Annotated in this window: 19 protein-coding genes and 3 tRNA genes; 9 read left to right on the top strand and 13 right to left on the bottom strand. The window is 65.1% G+C overall.

Annotated features, from left to right (window positions below; genetic code table 11):
• Positions 1–2: 2 nt before the first annotated feature.
• From hemW to rph, 3 genes are read right to left on the bottom strand one after another with little or no spacing between them, the layout of a single operon-like run.
• Complete coding sequence (hemW, locus tag CFB34_RS19475; RefSeq protein WP_043181762.1) at positions 3–1,217, bottom strand: radical SAM family heme chaperone HemW; 1,215 nt, start codon at positions 1,215–1,217, stop codon at positions 3–5.
• 34 nt (positions 1,218–1,251) lie between these two features.
• Positions 1,252–1,878: an RdgB/HAM1 family non-canonical purine NTP pyrophosphatase gene (gene rdgB / locus CFB34_RS19470; protein ID WP_039343391.1), complete on the bottom strand. Its 627-nt coding sequence runs from the start codon at positions 1,876–1,878 to the stop codon at positions 1,252–1,254.
• Position 1,879: 1 nt separating this feature from the next.
• Complete coding sequence (gene rph, locus CFB34_RS19465; RefSeq protein WP_039343387.1) at positions 1,880–2,611, bottom strand: ribonuclease PH; 732 nt, start codon at positions 2,609–2,611, stop codon at positions 1,880–1,882.
• A gap of 173 nt (positions 2,612–2,784) precedes the next feature.
• On the opposite strand from rph, the gene CFB34_RS19460 reads away from it, so the two are divergent.
• The 4 genes from CFB34_RS19460 (at position 2,785) to CFB34_RS19445 (ending at position 7,090) form a co-directional block, all read left to right on the top strand.
• Positions 2,785–3,708, top strand: a complete 924-nt coding sequence (locus tag CFB34_RS19460; protein WP_089439458.1) for a YicC/YloC family endoribonuclease — start codon at positions 2,785–2,787, stop codon at positions 3,706–3,708.
• Between the two features lie 6 nt (positions 3,709–3,714).
• Positions 3,715–4,398, top strand: coding sequence for a guanylate kinase (gene gmk, locus CFB34_RS19455; RefSeq protein ID WP_089439459.1), 684 nt, complete (start codon positions 3,715–3,717; stop codon positions 4,396–4,398).
• Between the two features lie 58 nt (positions 4,399–4,456).
• Positions 4,457–4,660 carry a DNA-directed RNA polymerase subunit omega gene (gene rpoZ, locus CFB34_RS19450; RefSeq protein WP_006025620.1) on the top strand — a complete coding sequence of 68 codons (204 nt, stop codon included), beginning with the start codon at positions 4,457–4,459 and terminating at the stop codon, positions 4,658–4,660.
• A 63-nt stretch (positions 4,661–4,723) separates the two neighbouring features.
• The gene (locus CFB34_RS19445; protein WP_059529553.1) at positions 4,724–7,090 is read left to right on the top strand and encodes a bifunctional (p)ppGpp synthetase/guanosine-3',5'-bis(diphosphate) 3'-pyrophosphohydrolase; all 2,367 of its coding nucleotides are present in this window, start codon (positions 4,724–4,726) and stop codon (positions 7,088–7,090) included.
• A 203-nt stretch (positions 7,091–7,293) separates the two neighbouring features.
• Here the strand turns inward: CFB34_RS19445 and CFB34_RS19440 are convergent.
• The 3 genes from CFB34_RS19440 to CFB34_RS19430 all read right to left on the bottom strand — a co-directional run bounded on the left by CFB34_RS19440 (position 7,294) and on the right by CFB34_RS19430 (position 7,650).
• A tRNA-Arg gene (locus tag CFB34_RS19440) sits at positions 7,294–7,370 on the bottom strand.
• Positions 7,371–7,430: 60 nt separating this feature from the next.
• Positions 7,431–7,507: transfer RNA gene (locus CFB34_RS19435), tRNA-Arg, on the bottom strand.
• Positions 7,508–7,573: 66 nt separating this feature from the next.
• A tRNA-Arg gene (locus CFB34_RS19430) sits at positions 7,574–7,650 on the bottom strand.
• 128 nt (positions 7,651–7,778) lie between these two features.
• On the opposite strand from CFB34_RS19430, the gene greB reads away from it, so the two are divergent.
• The gene (gene greB, locus CFB34_RS19425; protein ID WP_089439460.1) at positions 7,779–8,342 is read left to right on the top strand and encodes a transcription elongation factor GreB; all 564 of its coding nucleotides are present in this window, start codon (positions 7,779–7,781) and stop codon (positions 8,340–8,342) included.
• A gap of 82 nt (positions 8,343–8,424) precedes the next feature.
• On the opposite strand, the gene CFB34_RS19420 is transcribed toward greB, so the two are convergent.
• A complete protein-coding gene (locus CFB34_RS19420) occupies positions 8,425–9,576 on the bottom strand; it encodes a porin (RefSeq protein WP_089439461.1) in 1,152 nt (383 codons plus the stop codon).
• Between the two features lie 500 nt (positions 9,577–10,076).
• Positions 10,077–10,343 carry a hypothetical protein gene (locus CFB34_RS19415; RefSeq protein ID WP_089439462.1) on the bottom strand — a complete coding sequence of 89 codons (267 nt, stop codon included), beginning with the start codon at positions 10,341–10,343 and terminating at the stop codon, positions 10,077–10,079.
• 400 nt (positions 10,344–10,743) lie between these two features.
• On the opposite strand from CFB34_RS19415, the gene CFB34_RS19410 reads away from it, so the two are divergent.
• The gene (locus tag CFB34_RS19410) at positions 10,744–10,947 is read left to right on the top strand and encodes a cold-shock protein (RefSeq protein WP_011351289.1); all 204 of its coding nucleotides are present in this window, start codon (positions 10,744–10,746) and stop codon (positions 10,945–10,947) included.
• A gap of 141 nt (positions 10,948–11,088) precedes the next feature.
• Positions 11,089–12,225, top strand: a complete 1,137-nt coding sequence (locus CFB34_RS19405) for an exonuclease domain-containing protein (protein WP_089439463.1) — start codon at positions 11,089–11,091, stop codon at positions 12,223–12,225.
• Between the two features lie 35 nt (positions 12,226–12,260).
• Here the strand turns inward: CFB34_RS19405 and CFB34_RS19400 are convergent, their stop codons facing one another.
• Entirely contained in the window at positions 12,261–12,854 is a 594-nt protein-coding gene (locus CFB34_RS19400) for a chorismate mutase (RefSeq protein WP_089439464.1), read from the bottom strand.
• Positions 12,855–13,077: 223 nt separating this feature from the next.
• Positions 13,078–13,224, bottom strand: coding sequence for a hypothetical protein (locus CFB34_RS19395; protein WP_006756195.1), 147 nt, complete (start codon positions 13,222–13,224; stop codon positions 13,078–13,080).
• 197 nt (positions 13,225–13,421) lie between these two features.
• Here CFB34_RS19395 and CFB34_RS19390 point away from each other — a divergent pair, with 197 nt between their 5' ends.
• A complete protein-coding gene (locus tag CFB34_RS19390; protein ID WP_089439465.1) occupies positions 13,422–13,811 on the top strand; it encodes a DUF2946 domain-containing protein in 390 nt (129 codons plus the stop codon).
• 124 nt (positions 13,812–13,935) lie between these two features.
• The gene (locus CFB34_RS19385; RefSeq protein WP_089439466.1) at positions 13,936–16,296 is read left to right on the top strand and encodes a TonB-dependent receptor; all 2,361 of its coding nucleotides are present in this window, start codon (positions 13,936–13,938) and stop codon (positions 16,294–16,296) included.
• Positions 16,297–16,579: 283 nt separating this feature from the next.
• Here CFB34_RS19385 and CFB34_RS19380 read toward each other — a convergent pair whose 3' ends face one another.
• The 3 genes from CFB34_RS19380 to CFB34_RS19370 form a co-directional block, all read right to left on the bottom strand.
• Positions 16,580–16,834, bottom strand: a complete 255-nt coding sequence (locus CFB34_RS19380; RefSeq protein ID WP_089439467.1) for a GlsB/YeaQ/YmgE family stress response membrane protein — start codon at positions 16,832–16,834, stop codon at positions 16,580–16,582.
• A gap of 262 nt (positions 16,835–17,096) precedes the next feature.
• Positions 17,097–17,309, bottom strand: a complete 213-nt coding sequence (locus tag CFB34_RS19375; RefSeq protein ID WP_089439468.1) for a hypothetical protein — start codon at positions 17,307–17,309, stop codon at positions 17,097–17,099.
• Complete coding sequence (locus tag CFB34_RS19370; protein WP_089439469.1) at positions 17,306–19,039, bottom strand: FAD-dependent oxidoreductase; 1,734 nt, start codon at positions 19,037–19,039, stop codon at positions 17,306–17,308. Before CFB34_RS19370 ends, CFB34_RS19375 begins: the two co-directional genes overlap by 4 nt.
• Positions 19,040–19,085 lie beyond the last annotated feature (46 nt).

The following is a 19,085-nucleotide window of genomic DNA, read 5'->3' as shown; positions in this document are numbered from 1 at the left end:
GTTCAATCGTCGCGCAGGAACAATTCCTGCAGGTCGTTGAGAAAACGCTGGCCCAGCGGCGTCGGCGCGATCTGCGCGAAATCGCGCGCGATCAGCCCGCGCCGTTCCGCTTCCTGCAGCGCCGGCTCGATCGTGCTCATCGGCAGGCCCGTGCGTTCGGCGAAGCTGTGCACGGGGAAGCCCTCGACGAGCCGCAGCGTGTTCAGCATGAACTCGAACGGCAGGTCGCGCGCGCCGACTTCACGCTCTTCCTGCACGGCCGTGCCGGCCATCGCCTGCTCGATGAAGGTCGCCGGATGCTTGTAGCGTGCCTGCCGCAGGATCCGGTTCGGGAACGACAGCTTCGTGTGTGCGCCCGCACCGATCCCGAGATAGTCGCCGAAGCGCCAGTAGTTCAGGTTGTGCTTGCACTGATGATTCGGCTTCGCATACGCGGACACTTCATAGCGTCCGTAACCGGCCTCGGCCGTGCGCGCGTGAATCCATTCCTGCATGTCGGCCGACGCGTCGTCGTCGGGCACGACCGGCGGGAACTTCGCAAACAGCGTATTCGGCTCGAGCGTCAGGTGATACAGCGACAGATGCGGCGGCGCGTACGACAGCGCGGTCTCGATGTCGGTACGGCATTCGTCGAGCGTCTGGTTCGGCAGCGCGAACATCAGGTCGAGGTTGAAGTTGTCGAAGTTCTTCGCGGCGATCTCGACCGCGGCGCGTGCCTGCGTGGTGTCGTGAATCCGGCCGAGCGCCTTCAGGTGCGTTTCGTTGAAGCTCTGGATGCCGACCGACAGGCGATTCACGCCACTTGCGCGGAACTGCGCGAACTTCGCGGCCTCGAACGTACCCGGATTCGCCTCGAGCGTGATCTCGGCATCGGCGTCGAGCGGCAGCAGCGCACGCACGTCGGACAGCATCCGGTCGAGGCCGGCCGCCGACAGCAGGCTCGGCGTGCCGCCGCCGATGAATACCGTATGCACCTGGCGGCCCCACACGAGCGGCAGCGCCTGCTCGAGATCGGCGCGCAGCGCGTCGAGATATTCGGTTTCCGGAAACCGTTCGCCCTTCCACTCGTGCGAATTGAAATCGCAATACGGGCACTTGCGCACGCACCACGGGAAATGCACGTACAGCGCGAGCGGCGGCAGCGACGTGAGCCGCACCTGGCCGGGCGACGTGAAGGTCGCGACGACGCGCGCGCCGGTTTCGGCGGCCTGGCTCATGCGACCTCCGCTGGCGAACGGGTATCGGGCGTACTCATGCTTCCTCCGCGAGCCGCGCCAGCAGCGCCTTCAGCGCCAACGCGCGATGGCTGTGCGTGTTCTTCACGGCCGGTTCGAGTTCGGCGGCCGTCGCGCCGAGCGACGGCAGGTAGAAATACGGGTCGTAGCCGAATCCGTGCTCGCCGCGCGGCGTGTCGACGATTTCGCCGGCCCAGCGTCCTTCGGCGAACAGCGGTTCGGGGTCGTCCGCATGGCGCACGAGCGCGAGCACGCAGCAATAGTATGCGCGCCGGTCGTCGACGCCGCGCAGCTGCTCGACGAGATACGCGTTGTTCGCCGCGTCGCCCTTGTCGCGGCCCGCGCGCTGCGCGTAGCGTGCCGAATAGACGCCCGGCGCGCCGCGCAGCACGCGCACGCACAGGCCCGAATCGTCGGCGATCGCCGGCAGCCCGGTGAGCCGCGACGCGTGGCGTGCCTTCGTCAGCGCATTCTCGATGAAGGTGCCGAACGGCTCCTCCGCTTCCGGCACCGCAAGGTCGCCCTGCGGGACGATCTCGATGCCGACCGTCGAGAACAGCGCGGTGAATTCGCGCAGCTTGCCGGCGTTGTTCGACGCGAGAACGATGCGCGACAGCGGCGCGGTGGTGTGGTCGTCCGGCATGTCAGGCGCCCAGCACGTCTTTCTGAAGCTGCACGAGCTCGGCGATCCCGCCTTGCGCGAGGTCGAGCAGCGCGTTCATCTCGGCGCGCGAGAACGGCACGCCTTCGGCCGTGCCCTGGACTTCGACGAAACCGCCGGCGCCCGTCATCACGACGTTCATGTCGGTGTCGCACTGCGAATCTTCCGCGTAATCGAGATCGAGCACGGGCGCGCCCTGGTACACGCCGACCGAGATCGCGGCGACGTGGTCGGTGATCGGCGAGCGCGTGAGCTTGCCGGCCGCGATCAGCTTCGACACGGCGTCGTGCGCGGCGACGAACGCGCCGGTGATGCTCGCCGTACGCGTGCCGCCGTCGGCCTGGATCACGTCGCAGTCGATGTGGATCGTGCGCGGGCCGAGCGCTTCGAGGTCGAACACCGCGCGCAGCGCGCGGCCGATCAGGCGCTGAATTTCCTGCGTGCGGCCGGTCTGCTTGCCGCGGGCGGCTTCGCGGTCGCTGCGCGTATGCGTCGCGCGCGGCAGCATCCCGTATTCGGCGGTCAGCCAGCCTTGCCCGCGGTCGCGCAGGAAGTCGGGCACGCGTTCGGAGACGCTCGCGGTGCAGAGCACCTTGGTGTCGCCGAATTCGACCAGCACCGAGCCTTCGGCATGTTTCGTGTAGTGGCGCGTAAGGGCGACCTTGCGCAGTGCGTCGGCGCGGCGGCCGCTCGGGCGGGAAACGGAGGACGTCATGTGGGAATCGCGGAACGAGAGGAAACCCCGATTTTAGCGCCGAACGGCGGGCGTGCCCGGCGGGGTGGTCCGCAAAAATGGGATAATGCGCGCTTCCCGCCCCGCGCTTTCCGATGCGCCGGGCGCCTCGACATATCCCCGCCCGCGAGGGCACCCAGACGGCGAGACGAACCATGATCTACAGCATGACGGGCTACGCGAGCGCAACGCGCGAACTCGCGACGGCCACCGGCAACGGCGGCACCAGCGTGTCGGTCGAACTGCGCACCGTGAATTCGCGCTTTCTCGACCTGAATTTCCGGATGCCGGACGACGTGCGCGCGTGCGAACCCGCGCTGCGCGAAATGCTGATGAACAAGCTGTCGCGCGGCAAGGTCGACATCCGTATCAACCTGCAGCGCGGCGAGCAGAGCATCGGCGCGGGCGCGCTGAACCAGTCCGCGCTCGGCCAGCTCGCCGAGCTCGAGCGCTCGGTGCTCGACGCGTTCCCGGGCGTCGGCCGCCTGCGCGCGGGCGAGATCCTGCGCTGGCCCGGCGTGATCGCCGAGAGCGGCGTGTCGGCTGACGCGATCCGCGAGGCGGTGCTCGCGTGCGGCAAGGAAGCGATCGGCGAGCTCGTCGTCGTGCGTTCGCGCGAAGGCGCGCAACTGGCGACGATGCTGCTGTCGAACGTCACCGAGATGGAAGCGATCGTCGCGCGCATCACGCCGCTCGTGCCGGAGCTGATCGCGAAGCACCAGCAGAAGATCGTCGAACGGCTGCAGGAGGCGCTCGGCATCGCGGCGCCCGAAGGCAGCTCGACGATCGTCACGCGGGAGGAAGCCGCGGAGCGCATTCGTCAGGAAGTGACGATGTACGGGATCCGGATCGACATCGCGGAAGAGTTGTCGCGACTCACCGCGCACCTGAACGAAACGCGCCATGTGATCGAGAAGGGCGGCCGCGTCGGCAAGCGTCTCGACTTCATGATGCAGGAACTGAATCGCGAAGCGAACACGCTCGGCTCGAAGGCGGCGGCGAAGGAACTCGCCGACGCGTCGATGGCGCTCAAGCTGTTGATCGAGCAGATGCGCGAGCAAGTGCAAAACCTGGAGTAAAGCAACATGACGGAATCAACCCGCGACGCGCACGCGTCGCATTCGCTGCACGGCGGCGTCTATCCCGGCAACCTGTTCATGGTCGTCGCGCCGTCGGGCGCCGGCAAGTCGACGCTCGTGAATGCGCTGCTGTCGAAGGACAGCGACATCTGCCTGTCGATCTCGTACACGACGCGCAAGCCGCGCCCGGGCGAACAGGACGGGCAGCACTATCACTTCACGACGGTCGAGGATTTCCGCGCGCGTCACGCGGCGCACGAATTCCTCGAGAGCGCGGAAGTGCACGGCAACTACTACGGCACGTCGCGCGTCTGGATCGAAGAGCAGATGAAGAACGGCCACGACGTGCTGCTCGAGATCGACTGGCAGGGCGCGCTGCAGGTGAAGAAGCAGTTCCGCAACGCGGTGGGCATCTTCATCCTGCCGCCGTCGCTCGACGCGCTCGAGGAGCGCCTGAAGAAGCGCGGCCAGGACGAGCCGAACGTGATCACGCGCCGCCTGCTTGCCGCCGGCAGCGAGATCGCGCACGCGTCCGAAGCGGAATACGTGGTGATCAACGAGAACTTCGAGCGTGCGCTCGCGGAGCTCGAATGCATCGTCGCGGCCACGCGCCTGCGCTTTGCTTCGCAGTACGCGCGACACACGGAGCTGTTCATCGAGCTCGGCATCCATCTGCCCCACGCGGAATGACGCGGGGGACGAGGGACATAAGGTAGAATAAGGACTATATTCAGAAGGAATTACCAACATGGCTCGCATTACCGTCGAAGACTGCCTGAAGCAAATCCCGAATCGCTTCGAACTGGCGCTCGCCGCCACCTATCGCGCGCGGCAGCTCGCGCAAGGCCATACGCCGAAGATCGAAAGCCGCGACAAGCCGACCGTCGTCGCGCTGCGCGAAATCGCTGCCGGCCAGGTCGGCGTCGAGATGCTGAAGAAGGTGCCGGTGTAACGCGCATCCGGCCCGTTCCAGCCATGTAATCCACGCGCGCAACGACTCGACCTGGAGGCGAATATGAGCACCACCCCATCGTCCGCCTCCGCGGATTCGACCACCGAAGCCACGGCCCAGTCGCCTGCGCGCCAGTACATCGACGCGGTCCTCGAACAGTCCTTCCGGCATCTGTTCGGGCCGACCGCCACACCGGAGCAGCCCCGCAAGCACGGCGTCGTTTCGATCGCGAAACTGACGGCCGTGCTTGCCGAGTATCTTCCTCCGGAAGAAATCAAAGAGGTCAAGGCGGCGTTCCATTTCAGCGACGAAGCCCACCTCGGTCAATATCGCCAGAGCGGCGAACCCTACATCACCCATCCCGTCGCCGTCGCGGAAATCTGCGCCGGCTGGAAGCTCGACGCGCAGGCCGTCATGGCCGCGCTGCTGCATGACGTGATGGAAGACCAGGGCGTGACCAAGAGCGAGCTGGCCGAACGGTTCGGCCCGAAGGTCGCCGAACTGGTCGATGGGCTGTCGAAGCTCGACAAGATGGAATTCCGCAGCCGCGAGGAAGCGCAGGCGGAAAACTTCCGCAAGATGCTGCTCGCGATGGCACGCGACGTGCGCGTCATTCTCGTCAAGCTCGCCGATCGTCTGCACAACATGCGCACGCTCGGCGCGGTGCCGATGGAAAAGCGCCGCCGCGTCGCGCGGGAAACGCTCGACATCTACGCGCCGATCGCGCACCGCCTCGGGTTGAACAACACGTATCGCGAGCTGCAGGACATGAGCTTCGCGAATTTCAACCCGCATCGCTACGCGACGCTCGAGAAGGCCGTGAAGGCCGCGCGCGGCAACCGCCGCGAAGTGATCAGCAAGATCCTCGAAGCCGCGCAGCGCGCGATGGCCGACGCGAAGATCGACGCCGAGATCACCGGCCGCGAAAAGACCATCTACAGCGTGTACCGCAAGATGCGCGACAAGCAGCTGTCGTTCTCGCAGGTGCTCGACGTGTACGGCTTTCGCGTCGTCGTCGACAGCCCGCTCGACTGCTACACGTGCATCGGCGCGCTGCACGCGCTGTACAAGCCCGTACCCGGCAAGTTCAAGGACTACATCGCGATCCCGAAGATCAACGGCTATCAGTCGCTGCACACCACGCTGGTCGGCCCGTTCGGCGCGCCGATCGAGTTCCAGGTGCGCACGCGCAAGATGCACGAGATCGCCGAGGCGGGGGTCGCCGCGCACTGGCTGTACAAGAACGGCAGCGCGGATCTCAGCGACGTGCAGAAACGCGCGCACCAGTGGCTGAAGTCGCTGCTCGACATCCAGAGCGAGGCCGGCGATTCGAGCGAATTCCTCGAGCACGTAAAGATCGACCTGTTCCCGGATGCGGTCTACGTGTTCACGCCGAAGTCGAAGATCATGGCGCTGCCGCGCGGCGCGACGGCACTCGATTTCGCGTATTCGATCCACAGCGATCTCGGCAACCAGTGCGTGGCCGTGAAGATCAACAACGAGTTGCTGCCGTTGCGCACCGAGCTGAAGAGCGGCGACATCGTCGAGGTGATCACGGCGCCGTATTCGAAGCCGAACCCTGCGTGGCTCGGCTTCGTGCGTACCGGCAAGGCGCGCTCGGCGATCCGGCACTACCTGAAGACGATGCGCCTGAACGAGTCGGTGCAGCTGGGCGAGCGGCTGGTCGACCAGAGCCTGAAGGGCTACGGTCTTGCGTTGGCCGATGTCGAGCCGGAAGTGTGGGAGAAGCTCGTGCAGTGGACGGGCAACAAGAGCCGTCAGGAAATCTTCGCGGACATCGGCCTCGGCCGCCGCGTGGCCGCGGTGATGGCCAAGCGCATCGAGGTGCTGATGAGCGGCCGCGATGCGGACGACGATCTGCCGAAGTCCGAGCGGCATCCCGCGCACCACGCGCCGCCGGTCGTGATTACCGGCACTGAAGGGATGTCCGTGCAGTTGTCCGCATGCTGCCGGCCGATTCCCGGCGACGCGATCATGGGCTACATCGGCATCGGCCTGGGGATGGCGATTCATACGACCGATTGCCGCGTGGCGCAGCGTATCCATCGCCGTGATCCGGGCCGCTGGATCGACGTCGAATGGGCGCCGCAGCCGGGCCGCCTGTTCGATGTCGCGGTGAAGGCGCTCGTGAAGAACACGAAGGGCATCTTTGCGCGCGTGGCGGCGGACATCACGTCGGCCGACGCGAACATCGTGCATATCGCGATGGACGAGGATCTGACGCACGAGTCGACGGTGCTGCGCTTCGTGATCCAGGTCAGCGACCGCGTGCATCTCGCGAACGTGATGCGACGCGTGCGAACCAATCCGGACGTGATGCGGATCATGCGCGAGCGTTCGACCGACGACGGTGCGCATGCGCGCCACGACGGAGGCATGCGCATCGAGCGCGAGCGTCAGGATTATTGATGCGTGGCCCGCAGGGGCGATCGATGGACGGCGGCCAATGGCCGCCGTTTTCATATGGGCTGCCGGAGAGGTGAACGTGCGGTGTGGTCGACGCTCTTCCGAAAAGGGACGCTACGCAACCGGAGGTTGCCGTGCGTCGAGCAAGGGAAGGAAGGGGAGGCGGAAAAGAAAAAGGGCTTTCCCGGAGGAAAGCCCTTTTAAGATGGCGCGGCTGGCAGGATTCGAACCCACGACCCCTTGGTTCGTAGCCAAGTACTCTATCCAACTGAGCTACAGCCGCACGCAAAACGGTACTGCTTGACTGTCGGAACCTTCTGCGATGGGAAGGCCCCCAAAAAAGTGGCGCGGCTGGCAGGATTCGAACCCACGACCCCTTGGTTCGTAGCCAAGTACTCTATCCAACTGAGCTACAGCCGCACGCAAAACAAAACTTCTACTGCTTCGAACTGAAAGGGCCTTCGGTTCAGAAGGCCCTCGAAAAAGTGGCGCGGCTGGCAGGATTCGAACCCACGACCCCTTGGTTCGTAGCCAAGTACTCTATCCAACTGAGCTACAGCCGCACGCAGAAGCGAAATTATAGCAGGGTTGTATAAAAAGGGAAGCCTTATTCGCAAATTAGGTGCATGGCCTTGCTGGGGCGCCCTTCGTGTACCCTTGGAGCATCAGTCATCCATGTTGAATTCGCATCATGAACAAGGCGTTTGTCAAAGAGTCGGACGGCGACGACGACGATCTGGACCAGGCCCAGCCCGCGATTCCGGCAGGCTCGAAGAACTACATCACGCCCGCCGGCCACAAGCGGCTTAGGGACGAACTGCTGAACCTGATCGACGTCGAGCGTCCCGAGGTCGTGCGGCTCGTGTCGTGGGCCGCATCGAATGGTGACCGGTCGGAGAATGGGGACTACATCTACGGCAAGCGGCGGCTTCGCGAGATCGACCGTCGCATCCGCTTCCTGACGAAGCGGCTCGATCTGGCCGAAGTCGTCGATGCGAGCCGGCAGGAGAATGTCGACCAGGTGTTTTTCGGCGCAACGGTCGATTACGAGACACCGGACGGCGAGGATCACACGATCACGATCGTCGGGATCGACGAGGTCGATCTCGATCGCGGCTGCGTCAGCTGGATTTCGCCGGTCGCGCGCGCACTGATCAAGGCGAAGATCGGCGATACCGTCATGCTGATGACGCCGGCCGGCCCGCAGCCGATCGACGTGCTCGACGTCCGTTACCCGGCACCGGGCAACGCCTGAGCGGCGCACGGCGCGGCCCGGCAAAGAAAAAGCGCCCCGATGGGGCGCTTCGTCATCCGGCGTGCGGTGGAATGCCGGTCGCTCAGAAGCGATGGCGCAGGCCGGCCGTGACCGCGATCTGCTTGTTGGTCGATGAAGCGCCACCGAGGCCATTGACATAGGCGCCGATGCCCAGGCCGTCCGTGCTGACGCGCTGATACACGCCTTGCACATACACGTCGGTCCGCTTGGACAGGGCATAGTCGGTCTGCAGGTTGAACTGGTTCCAGCCCGGATGGCGGCCATCCAGGAAGCCGGCGGTGTACGTGTACGACCCGGCCAGCGACAACGCCGGCGTGAGCGCGTAGCGCGCGTTCACTTCGTAGTTGTTGAAGCGGGCAAACGTGCCGTCGAGACCCAGCCCGTTCGACACGCCCGAGGCACCCGCGGAGATACCGAGCGCCCGGTTCACGCGCGATTGCGTGAACACGAAGCCGGCCGTTGCCGGACCGAACGTGTAGTTCAGGCCGCCGCCGAACACGCGCTGACGCTTGCCGACGAACGTATTGTCGCCTGCCACCGCGCCGCCGCTGTTGGTGACTGCCGCCGACGTGAGGCCCGAGATGTCATTGTTCAACTGCAGGTAGCCGGCGCCGATATTGAAGCCGGCATAGGTGTACGACACGCCCGCGCTGTATGCGCGATTGTTCGAGAACTGGTTGCTGTTCGAGAAACCGTACAACGCGCCGAACTTCAGACCGCCGAAATTGATGCTCGTGTACTTGACAGCGTTATTGATCCGGAACGAATTGTTCAGGTTGTCGTTGTCGAACGGGTGGGCAAACTGGGTGCCGCCGAATTGCGTGCCGGTCAGCGACAGCGGCCCGATGTAGTCGACGACGCTATCGTATTGGCGACCGAGAGTGACGGCGCCGAACTGGTCATGAGACAGGCCGACGAACGCCTGGCGGCCGAATTCGCGGCCATTCTGGCCGAGCGTGCCGTTGGCGATGTTGAAGCCATTTTCCAACACGAAGATTGCTTTCAGGCCGCCACCGAGATCTTCCGTGCCGCGCAGGCCCCAGCGGCTGCCGTTGATCTGGCCGCTGCGTTCCGACCATGAGCTGTGGCCGCCCTGGTTGTTCGTATAGGTGATGCCTGCATCGATCAGGCCATAGAGCGTCACGCTGCTTTGGGCGTGAGCCGCCGTAACGAATACACCCGACAACGCGGTGACGATCAGGGTTTTTTTCATGGATCTGTCTCCAAACAGGAAGATGTCGATCGAACCTGCTGCGGACTGGCGTGTTGTGCTTGACGTTGCGGCCGGTCCGGCAGAGCGGCGGTGCGCTTATCAAAAGCCATTTGCAGTGTACGGAGAGCGTGGAGTGGGGGAGCGATGCGCTTTAAGCAATAATATGTTTTGGAATCCGCAAAGATCGGCGATATGGCGCAAACGATTGACCATCAAGGATTTGCGGCGGTGCAGCGAAGAAAAATGGCGATCAGGACTACGTAGCGAGCGTTGCGCGATCGCGACAGATGGTCAGTCGGAGACGCGGACGGTCGTCTTCCGATTATTGACACATCGGCAATAGAGGTTTGTGCGGAGCATGGCTAATGAAAGGTTGTTCTCTCGCTATACTGCGATCTCTGCTTTCCGAAGCAGACTTTTTCGTTGACGGAAAAGATCTCCAAACCTTTGTCGGCGCGACTTCCCAGTCGCGCTTTTTTTTTGCCCCGCCGATTCGCGCGTTATTGCGCGAACGAGCGCCGTTTGCGCTTGGCCGCGGGTGCGGCCTCCTTGGCTTCGTTGGGGGGCGGCGTGTATGTCCAGTCTTCCATCACGTAGTGACGGGCATCGAGAGGCGACGAGAGCAGGTTCTGCCAGTGATCGCCATGCCAGGTCGTATCGAATTCGGTGTCGCACGGCGCTTCGCGCGAGGACTCGGCCAGGGCGCGGGACTTGCGGTGTACGCGTCCGAGCCGGCTCGCGAAGCGCTTGATTCCGTCCAGCCACATGACCTTCTCCTTCCTTCCGACGTTAAGTGAGCATCGCAATGTCCCCGGGTTTCCGCAACCCGGAAAAAACCCGAGGAATTTACCGAGCCGATTTGTCCCCGGTAGGAATTTCACGACCACGATTATTAATGTTCTGATCCCGGTAATATTGACAGGTTTTTGATGCGAATCAATTAATCAAAGGCGCCGGTGTACCGATTCCAGTGGTATTAGCGCTTTTTTGATAAAACTATCGTCAAAAATTTTCTTGACGCGCCCGGATTGTCCAATTTATAAAGTCAGCACTCCGTCCTCGGGCGGCGTGCTGGTGCTGGTGTGGGTGCTGGCGCAATGTTTCGGGATTTCGGGAAACGGCTATAAAAATAGCTTTTTTGGATCTAATCGAGTGGGGAACGAAGACATGGATACCGGTATCGTGAAATGGTTTAACGATGCTAAAGGTTTCGGCTTTATTACGTCGGACAATGGCGGTGAAGATTTGTTTGCACACTTTTCCGAAATCAAGATGGACGGCTTCAAGACGCTGAAGGAAAACCAGCGTGTTTCGTTCGACGTGAAAGTCGGGCCGAAAGGCAAGCAGGCAGCGAATATCCAGGCGGTCTGACGCGCCACGCATTGCCGATCACGTCCGGCCCCCGCATTGCGGGGGCTTTTTGTTTTACGGGGGCGGAACATTCGGGTTCAGGCTGGCCGCGAACCCGAATGCCGGTGCATACTCACGGAAGCACCGTTTCCCAGTCTTTTCATGTCTGATTCCCCCCGACCGTCCGATCCCGCCAGCGAACAGCCGCTCGTTTTCGTCGACCTTGAAACCACTGGCGGCTCGCCCGCCGAACACCGCATCACCGAAATCGGCGTGGTCGAAATCGGCCCGTTCGGCGTGTCGACGTGGACGACGCTCGTCGATCCGGGGCAGCCCATTCCGCCGTTCATCCAGCAACTGACGGGCATTTCGGACGAGATGGTGCGCGATGCGCCGTCATTTGCGTCGCTGGCGCCGGGTTTGTTCGAGCGGCTCGACGGCAAGCTTTTCGTCGCGCACAACGCGAGCTTCGACCGCGGCTTCCTGCGAGCCGAATTCGAGCGGGCCGGCTTCGCGTTCAACCCCGATGTGCTGTGTACGGTGCGGCTGTCGAAGGCGCTGTTCCCGCGTGAATCGCGGCACGGCCTCGACGCGTTGATCGAACGTCACGGCCTTGTGCCGGCCGCGCGCCACCGGGCGCTGGCGGACGCCGACCTGCTGTGGCAGTTCTGGCGCCTGTTGCATGACATCGTGCCGCTCGAGCGGCTGCGCGAGCAGATCGCGCGCACGACGCGCCACTTCCGTCTGGGGGGCGACCTGACCGAAGCCTGGCTCGATACCGCGCCGCCCGGCTGCGGTGCGTACGCCCTGTTCGGGGAGGAGGATGTGCCGCTGTATGTTGGACGCAGCGTGCGTGTGCGGCAGCGGCTGCGCGCGCTGCTGACGGGCGAGCGCCGTTCGTCGAAGGAAATGCGACTGGCGCAGCAGGTGCGGCGGGTCGAATGGCGCGAGACCGGCAACGAGTTGGGGGCGATGCTGGCCGAAGCGCAATGGATTGCCCGGCTGCGGCCGGCATACAACCGGCGCCCCGCGGCCGACGCCCGTGCCGGCGCTGCGCCCTGGCCGTTCGAAGGCGCGGTCGCATTCGAGGCGAGCGGTGAGCGCAACCTGTTTCATGTGATCGACGGCTGGCGCTATCTCGGCGCGGCGGAGTCGCTCGACGCGGCCGCCCAGCTCGCGGCCGACGGGACGGACGGTGCGTTCGAGCCCTTCACCCACCGGCTGCTGCAGACGCATCTCGCCCGCGGCCTGCAGCTGATTCCGCTCGCCGCGCTCACGCCTGCGGGGCTGGCGGGTTAATCAGGGCGAGCTCGCGCGACCCGCGCCCGCGGTCGTCAGCCGATCGCGCTTGCGCCGCCGGCCGAGCAGACGTGCGACAGCGCGGTGTCGAGCGCCTGCGTTTGCGTGGCGTCGTAGCGCGTGAGCGTCTTCCAGTTGGCGATGCTGCGCGCGAGCCGCGCCTGGCAATCAGGCGCATCCCGCAGCGGTGCAACCTGCGCGAGCCCCGCGAGCATTTTCTGCGTCAGCCGGTCGAGCGCCGGGCGCGTGCTGGTCGCGAGGTCGGGCGGCGTGCCTTCCGGCGGCCGCGTCGCGCGCCAGGTCGCGAACAGCGCATTCTGCACATCCTTGCTCGCGGTGATCTGATCCTCGAAGAACGTCCGTGCGAACGCGGGATCGACGCCGGCCTGTGCCGCGCGCTTCTCGACCGACACGAGCAGTTCCGCTTCGCGCGGCCGGTCCTCGATGGCCTTGTGATTCGCCCATTTCCATCGCGCGACCGGTTCGGCGAGCGCGAGCCGCTGCGACGCGAGCGCGACGATATTGGTGAGGGCAGTGTCGTCACCGTCAGCATTGGCGAGGCGCGGGGACGAAAGGAGGGCGACGCCGAGCGCGGCGACAGCGAGGCTGGCACGAATGGCTTGCTTCATCGGAACGATCGGGAGAGCCGGGCGGGCCGGAAGTGGAAAACCAGAAGGATAGACGAAGACAGTCGCGCGGCGTAGCGCAGCGACCGGAGAATCAGCAGGCGAACTGATCCAGCACCGTCAGGCTATTGCGGCCCGGGTGCGAGGCGAATTGCGCGCGATGCGCATTGATGAACCGCACGATAGCGAGGATCGGCACGTGGCGGTTACAGAACCGAACAGGCGTTCACTTCGGCGAGTACAGCTTGTGCTGCTCGTCGAAGAATGCCCGCACGTGGTCGGGCAATTCGGCGAGGAATTCCACGCCGACGGGTTCCGGATCCGGGCTCATCACTTGCTCGGGCGGTGGCATGCGGGTTGGTCTTTCGTCCATGGTCATTTCTCCAGCAGGTTCGATGATTATCAACCTCGTGCTTGGATTTATGCCAGTGGCGAATCGTTAGATTTTGTCTCTGTTGTATTAACGGCACATGCGCTCTGACGCGCGCTGCGATGCCGACTATTGCATCGTGCGGAATCGGCAACAATCGGGCCGCTTGTTATACTTGCGCGCACTTTTTCTGGACCGCGATGAAACGAACGACGCGATGGATCGGCCTCGTATGGCTGGCGCTGGTACTGAACGTACTGTCGCCCGTCCTCGGCTATGCGCGTCTTGCATCGAGCGGCTCCGGCGAGCTCACGCTCGAGTTGTGCAGTGCAGCGGGCGGCCGCCAGGTCGTGCTCGCGCAGGCGGGCGGCGAGCACGATACGTCGTCGTTCGATCATGCCGGCGTGCCGCACTGCATGTACTGCCCCGGCTTCGCGGCGAACGTGGCGCTCGGATCGAGCCTGCCGGCCCTGCCGGGCTTCGTGCGGACGTTCGCCTATCGCGCGGCCGCGCCCGCCATTCCCGATTTTCCCCGCCCGGGCATCCGTCTCGCGCAGCCTCGCGCCCCGCCTGAAAACGCTCCGATCTGATTGATGTCGTCCGCGCGCGCCGGTGGCGCGCGTGCCGTCCGCGGCCGGGCCGCGTGCCGCGCCGTCCGTGCGCGGTGTGCGCTCGTGTCCGGCGGCGTCCGATCACGTTTTCAGGAATTCACTCATGTCCTCTCCCTTCGCCGCGCGGCCGTCGCGCGGTCGGCTCGCGCTCGCATGCGCGGCCGCTTTCGCGTGGCCCGCCGCCCATGCGGCCTCGACCGACGATGCACGCAGCGCTACCACGCGCGGTGGCGTCGAGCGTGCCGCCGATGCCGCCGCTCCCGCTTCGGCCGTCGCAATCGCGCCGCCGGCGGCCGGCGAGACGCTGACCGCCGTCAGCGTGACCGCGCAGCGGCAACCGGTCGATCCGGATACACCGGCCGTCGTCACGTCGATCACGCGCGAGCAGATCGAGTCGCACACCAACGTCACCACCGAGGACGCGCTGAAGTACGCGCCGAACCTGATGGTCCGCAAGCGCTATATCGGCGACCGCAACAGCGTGTTCGCCGGTCGCGACTTCAACGAGCTGCAGAGCGCGCGCGGGCTCGTCTACGCCGACGGCGTACTGCTGTCGAACCTGCTCGGGTCGAGCTACGCGTATCCGCCGCGCTGGTCGCTGATTCCGCCGGACGATATCGCGCGCGTCGACGTGCTCTATGGTCCCTTTTCAGTGCTGTATCCGGGTAACTCGATCGGCTCGACCGTGCTGCTCACGACGCGCCGCCCGGAAAAGCTCGAGGCGTCGCTGTCGACGCAGTTCTTCACGCAGCGCTACCACGACGGCTACGGATTCGCGGACAGCTTCGGCGGCAATCACCAGACCGCGCGGATCGCGAACCGGGTCGGCCGGTTCTGGTTCGCGCTGTCGCTCGACCGGCTCGAGAACAACGGGCAGCCGATGCAGTATGCGAGCCCCAATTCGGCATACAACCCGAAGCTCGGCGCGGCCGTGCCCGTGACGGGCGCCGCGACCGACATCGGGCCCAATGGCAAGCCGCGGACGATCGTCGGCGCGCAGACGATCGAGCGGACCGAGCAGCTCAACGAGACGGTGCGGATGGGCTATGCGTTCACCGACCACGTCGATGCGACGCTCACGCTCGGGCATTGGGAGAACCATTACCGGCAGCACGGCGAAACCTTCCTGCGCGATGCGGCAGGCGGTCCGGTCTATGGCGGCAACGTGTCGATCGGCGGCCGGAACATGACCGTCGCGCCGAACGCGTTCGCGCCGCAGCGCGGCGACCAGGAGAACTGGCTGTATGCGCTCGGCCTGAATGGCCGGCTCGATTCCGGCTGGCGGCTGTCGGGCGTCGTGTCCGCGTACGACGTGTCGCGCGACGTGCAACGCTCGGCGTCGGCCGTGCAGGGCGGTGCAGGCACGCTGTTTCAGGGCGACGGCACCGGCTGGCGCACGCTTGACCTGAAGGCCGAGGCGCCGGAAGTGAGGGGCCACACGTTCACGTTCGGCTATCACTACGACAACTACTTCCTGCGCAACGTCACGTACAACACGGCCGACTGGCTGGCCGGGCCGACCACGTCGCTGTCGAGCGTCTATCGCGGCGACACGCGCACGCAGGCGCTGTTCGGTCAGGACGCGTGGCGCTTCGCGCCGGGCTGGCTCGCGACGCTGGGGCTGCGCTACGAGCGCTGGGATGCGTATGGCGGTGCGCTCGGCAATGCAACGGGCACGCTCGGCTATGCGGACCGCGGCGCGAATGCGCTGTCGCCGAAGGTCGCGTTGCAATGGGATGCGACCGACGTGTGGCGCTTCAGGCTGTCGTTCGCGACCGGCACGCGTTTCCCGACGGTCGGCGAACTGTTCCAGGGCACGATCTCGAACAACGCGATCGTCAACAACAACCCGAACCTGCGGCCGGAAAAGGCGATCGACTGGGACTTCACGGCCGAACGCGACGTGGGTGTCGGCGTCGTGCGTGCCAGCGTGTTCCAGAGCGACCTGCGCGATTCGATCTACAGCCAGACGACGGTGTCGGGCGCGACGACGGTGACCAACGTCTCGAACGTCGACCGCGTGCGCGTGCGCGGCGTCGAACTCGCGTTCAGCGGCGAGAACGTCGGTTTGAAGGGGCTCGCGATCGACGCGAACGTGTCGGCAAGCAATGCGCAGATCCTCGCCGATGCCGCGAATCCCGCGTATGTCGGCTCGCGCTTTCCGCGGATTCCGCGCATGCGTGCGAACCTGCTCGCGTCGTATCGCTTCGACGAGCACTGGCTCGCGAGCGTCGGCGTACGCTACTCGGGCCGTCAGTTCAACACGCTCGACAACAGCGACGTGAACCCGGACGTCTACGGCGGCACGAGCTCGTTCACGGTCGTCGACCTGAAGGCGCGCTACCGCTTCGACCATCACTGGACTGCGTCGCTCGGCATCGACAACCTGACGGATCGCCGCTACTACGTGTTCCACCCGTATCCGGGCCGTACTTTCTATGGAGAACTGAAATGGTCGCTGTGAGATCGCTCGCGGCAGGCGGAGCGCTGTAGTGCGCGTTACTGTCGTCAGCCGATGCCCGAGCGTATGCGCGCGGCGCTCGATGCGGGATGGCGAGGGGAGATGCCGCGCACCCTATGGATCGGGCGCGATGATGCACGCGTAGCGCGCGGTGGACTGCTGACGGCCGACATACCCGACGGCTGGTTGCAGCGCGCGAAGCACTGAACGGGCCGGCGGCGCGCGGCGAGCGTGCCGCGCGCCGGCCTGAGGCGAAAACGCGCCCGAAGGCGCGTGGAGAGAAGCGTCAGGCCGCTCGCTTGAATAGCCGGATCACGAACAGCAGGATCACCGCGCCGACGACCGCGACGATCACCGAACCGATGAAGCCGCTGCCGACGCTGATGCCGAGTATCCCGGCGAGCCAGCCGCCGATCACTGCGCCGACGATCCCCACGATGATGTCGACGATCAGCCCGAAGCCGCCGCCCTTGACGAGCAAGCCGGCAAGCCAGCCGGCGATCGCACCGATGATGAGCCACATAATCAAGCCATGAGCCATGGTTGTCCTCTCCTTGAGTTGTGTCGATTGACCGGGCGTCGGGCTGCGCTGCCGCAAGCTGAATGAAGGCGGCATCGCGACCCGCCGCGCCGCCCACGCAATGTAACGCGATAGACGGGTCGGAATCGTTAAGTAATGTTATGCATCCTTCACCGGATTTTCCAGGGAATTTGTCTACATAGGGCATGGCTCGCGCACGGGCAATGCGTGACGAAATAAATTTGTAAGAAATGCTGCCGGTGAAATCGGTTGGCCATCGGCGTCATCGTTCGTGCATCGATGCCTGCATGCCCGTGTCGGGCAATCCGTCGCCTGCGTCGGCGATCAGCCGTGCGACGATCGCGGGCTCGCCGATCGCTTCTATCGACAGCAGGGCGAAGCGCGCAAGAAAGAGCGACGCATCGGCTTCGCCGATACGCGTCATCGTGCGGCACAGGTCGGTGTAGAGCATGTCGCGTTCGGTGTCCGTCATCATGCGGTTTCCTGAGGATCGGTTGATGCGCACGGTCGAAGTGCGCGTTCGAGCGCGGCGGCCACGTCGCCGGCGCGAGCGTCGTGCCAGCGGCCGAGTACGTGACCGTCCGGACGCACGAGATAGACGGTGCCGTCACGCGCGCCGTACATGTCGAACAGCCGGCCGTCGTCGTCATGGCCGCCGCAGGCCGGTTGCCGCGGCGCTGCATGCCGCGCGAGCGTGACGAGCGCGAACGGTATCCGCGCCGCCTGCAGGCGCTGTTCAAGATCGACGAGCGTCGGATCGGGCACGCCGTCGGACGTGAAGCAGAACGCGGTGAAGCGCGGGGCGACGAGATCGGTCAGGTGGCCGCGGCGTATGTCGCTGCCGTGCGCCGTGTACAGCATCAGCGGACATTCGACGAGCACCGTGCCGGGCGCGGGGCCGGCTGAAAACGTGTCGCGTTCGGCTGCGTTGAGCGACGACGTCGCATACGCGATGGCGGTCGTCTGGCGCGGATTGATCAGCGAGCGCAGCGCCGGATGCCGGACCGCGAGCGACAGCACGGCCTTGCGCATCAGTTCGAACGCAAACGACGGCGGCGCCATGAACTCGGTGCTCTTCGTGCCGTAGCGCAGGTTCTCGTGCGTCGCGAACACGCGTTCGTCCGAGTAGTTGTCGAGCAGCGTGTCCGATGCGAGCCCGCGAGCCACGTACGCGAGTTTCCATGCAAGGTTGTCGGCATCGTCGATGCCCGAATTCGCGCCGCGCACGCCGAAGATCGGCACGAGATGCGCGGCGTCGCCGCAGAACAGCACGCGGCCGTGCCGATAGCGTTCGAGCGTCAGCGCATTCGCCTTGTAGATCGTGATCCAGATCGGCGACCAGTCGCCGTGCTCGCCCATCATGTCGAGCAGGTTCTGCACGCGCGGGATCACGTTCTCCGGTTTGATGGCCGTTTCGGGATCCTCATCGTCGCGCAACTGGTAGTCGATTCGCCACACGTTGTCGGGCTGCTTGTGGACGAGTACCGTCGAGCCCGGGTTCGACGACGGATCGAAGTACGCGAGCCGTTCGGCCGGCCGGTCGCTGTCGAGCGCGATGTCGACGATCACGTAGCGGCCCTCGTAGCTCGTGCCTTGCAGCGACAGGCCGAGCGTTTCGCGCATCGTGCTGCGCCCGCCGTCGCATGCGACGACCCAGTCGGCGTCGAGTGCGTAGCTGCCGAGCGGTGTGTCGACGTCCAGGCGCGCACCGTCCGGTTGCCGGGCCACGCCGGCGACTTTCGCCTGCCAGCGGATCTCGATGAGTTCGGGGCGGCGCAGCGCGGCGTCGAGCAGGAACTGTTCGATGTGATACTGCGCGAGATTGATCATCGGCGGCAGCTTCTGGTTTTCGTCCTGCGGCATCGTGAAATGCAGCACTTCGTCGCGACGGTAGAAGCTGCGTCCGCCGGTCCACGGCAACCCCGTGCGCAGGAAGTCGTCGAGTGCGCCGAGCCGCTCGATGATTTCGAGGCTGCGCCGCGAGATGCAGATCGCGCGGCTGCCGTGGCAGACCGCATCGTCGGCCTCGAGCAGCACGCTGCGGATGCCATGGTTCGCGAGGCCGAGCGCGACGGCGAGGCCGACGGGGCCACCGCCGACGATCGCTACGCGATGCCGGTGCGTATCGATACCGTCGTCGCAGGCCGGCAGATACGCGGGATGGCGCTCGGCGACGAACGGGTAGGGCTTGAAGTCGATATTCATCGTTGGCTTCCGGGGGAGGGCGGTTCGACGTGCACGCGCGCCGGGG

Source organism: Burkholderia sp. HI4860, assembly GCF_002223045.2.
Taxonomy (GTDB): domain Bacteria; phylum Pseudomonadota; class Gammaproteobacteria; order Burkholderiales; family Burkholderiaceae; genus Burkholderia.
The sequence above is the reverse complement of the archived record's forward strand: the minus strand, read 5'-3'. Positions and strand labels throughout refer to the sequence as shown.

Bases quoted from the DNA above. Each gene is read 5' to 3' on its own strand.
- hemW (WP_043181762.1), bottom strand. From the start codon at position 1,217: ATGAGCCAGGCCGCCGAAACCGGCGCGCGCGTCGTCGCGACCTTCACG.
- rdgB (WP_039343391.1), bottom strand. From the start codon at position 1,878: ATGCCGGACGACCACACCACCGCGCCGCTGTCGCGCATCGTTCTCGCG.
- rph (WP_039343387.1), bottom strand. From the start codon at position 2,611: ATGACGTCCTCCGTTTCCCGCCCGAGCGGCCGCCGCGCCGACGCACTG.
- CFB34_RS19460 (WP_089439458.1), top strand. From the start codon at position 2,785: ATGATCTACAGCATGACGGGCTACGCGAGCGCAACGCGCGAACTCGCG.
- gmk (WP_089439459.1), top strand. From the start codon at position 3,715: ATGACGGAATCAACCCGCGACGCGCACGCGTCGCATTCGCTGCACGGC.
- rpoZ (WP_006025620.1), top strand. From the start codon at position 4,457: ATGGCTCGCATTACCGTCGAAGACTGCCTGAAGCAAATCCCGAATCGC.
- CFB34_RS19445 (WP_059529553.1), top strand. From the start codon at position 4,724: ATGAGCACCACCCCATCGTCCGCCTCCGCGGATTCGACCACCGAAGCC.
- greB (WP_089439460.1), top strand. From the start codon at position 7,779: ATGAACAAGGCGTTTGTCAAAGAGTCGGACGGCGACGACGACGATCTG.
- CFB34_RS19420 (WP_089439461.1), bottom strand. From the start codon at position 9,576: ATGAAAAAAACCCTGATCGTCACCGCGTTGTCGGGTGTATTCGTTACG.
- CFB34_RS19415 (WP_089439462.1), bottom strand. From the start codon at position 10,343: ATGTGGCTGGACGGAATCAAGCGCTTCGCGAGCCGGCTCGGACGCGTA.
- CFB34_RS19410 (WP_011351289.1), top strand. From the start codon at position 10,744: ATGGATACCGGTATCGTGAAATGGTTTAACGATGCTAAAGGTTTCGGC.
- CFB34_RS19405 (WP_089439463.1), top strand. From the start codon at position 11,089: ATGTCTGATTCCCCCCGACCGTCCGATCCCGCCAGCGAACAGCCGCTC.
- CFB34_RS19400 (WP_089439464.1), bottom strand. From the start codon at position 12,854: ATGAAGCAAGCCATTCGTGCCAGCCTCGCTGTCGCCGCGCTCGGCGTC.
- CFB34_RS19395 (WP_006756195.1), bottom strand. From the start codon at position 13,224: ATGGACGAAAGACCAACCCGCATGCCACCGCCCGAGCAAGTGATGAGC.
- CFB34_RS19390 (WP_089439465.1), top strand. From the start codon at position 13,422: ATGAAACGAACGACGCGATGGATCGGCCTCGTATGGCTGGCGCTGGTA.
- CFB34_RS19385 (WP_089439466.1), top strand. From the start codon at position 13,936: ATGTCCTCTCCCTTCGCCGCGCGGCCGTCGCGCGGTCGGCTCGCGCTC.
- CFB34_RS19380 (WP_089439467.1), bottom strand. From the start codon at position 16,834: ATGGCTCATGGCTTGATTATGTGGCTCATCATCGGTGCGATCGCCGGC.
- CFB34_RS19375 (WP_089439468.1), bottom strand. From the start codon at position 17,309: ATGATGACGGACACCGAACGCGACATGCTCTACACCGACCTGTGCCGC.
- CFB34_RS19370 (WP_089439469.1), bottom strand. From the start codon at position 19,039: ATGAATATCGACTTCAAGCCCTACCCGTTCGTCGCCGAGCGCCATCCC.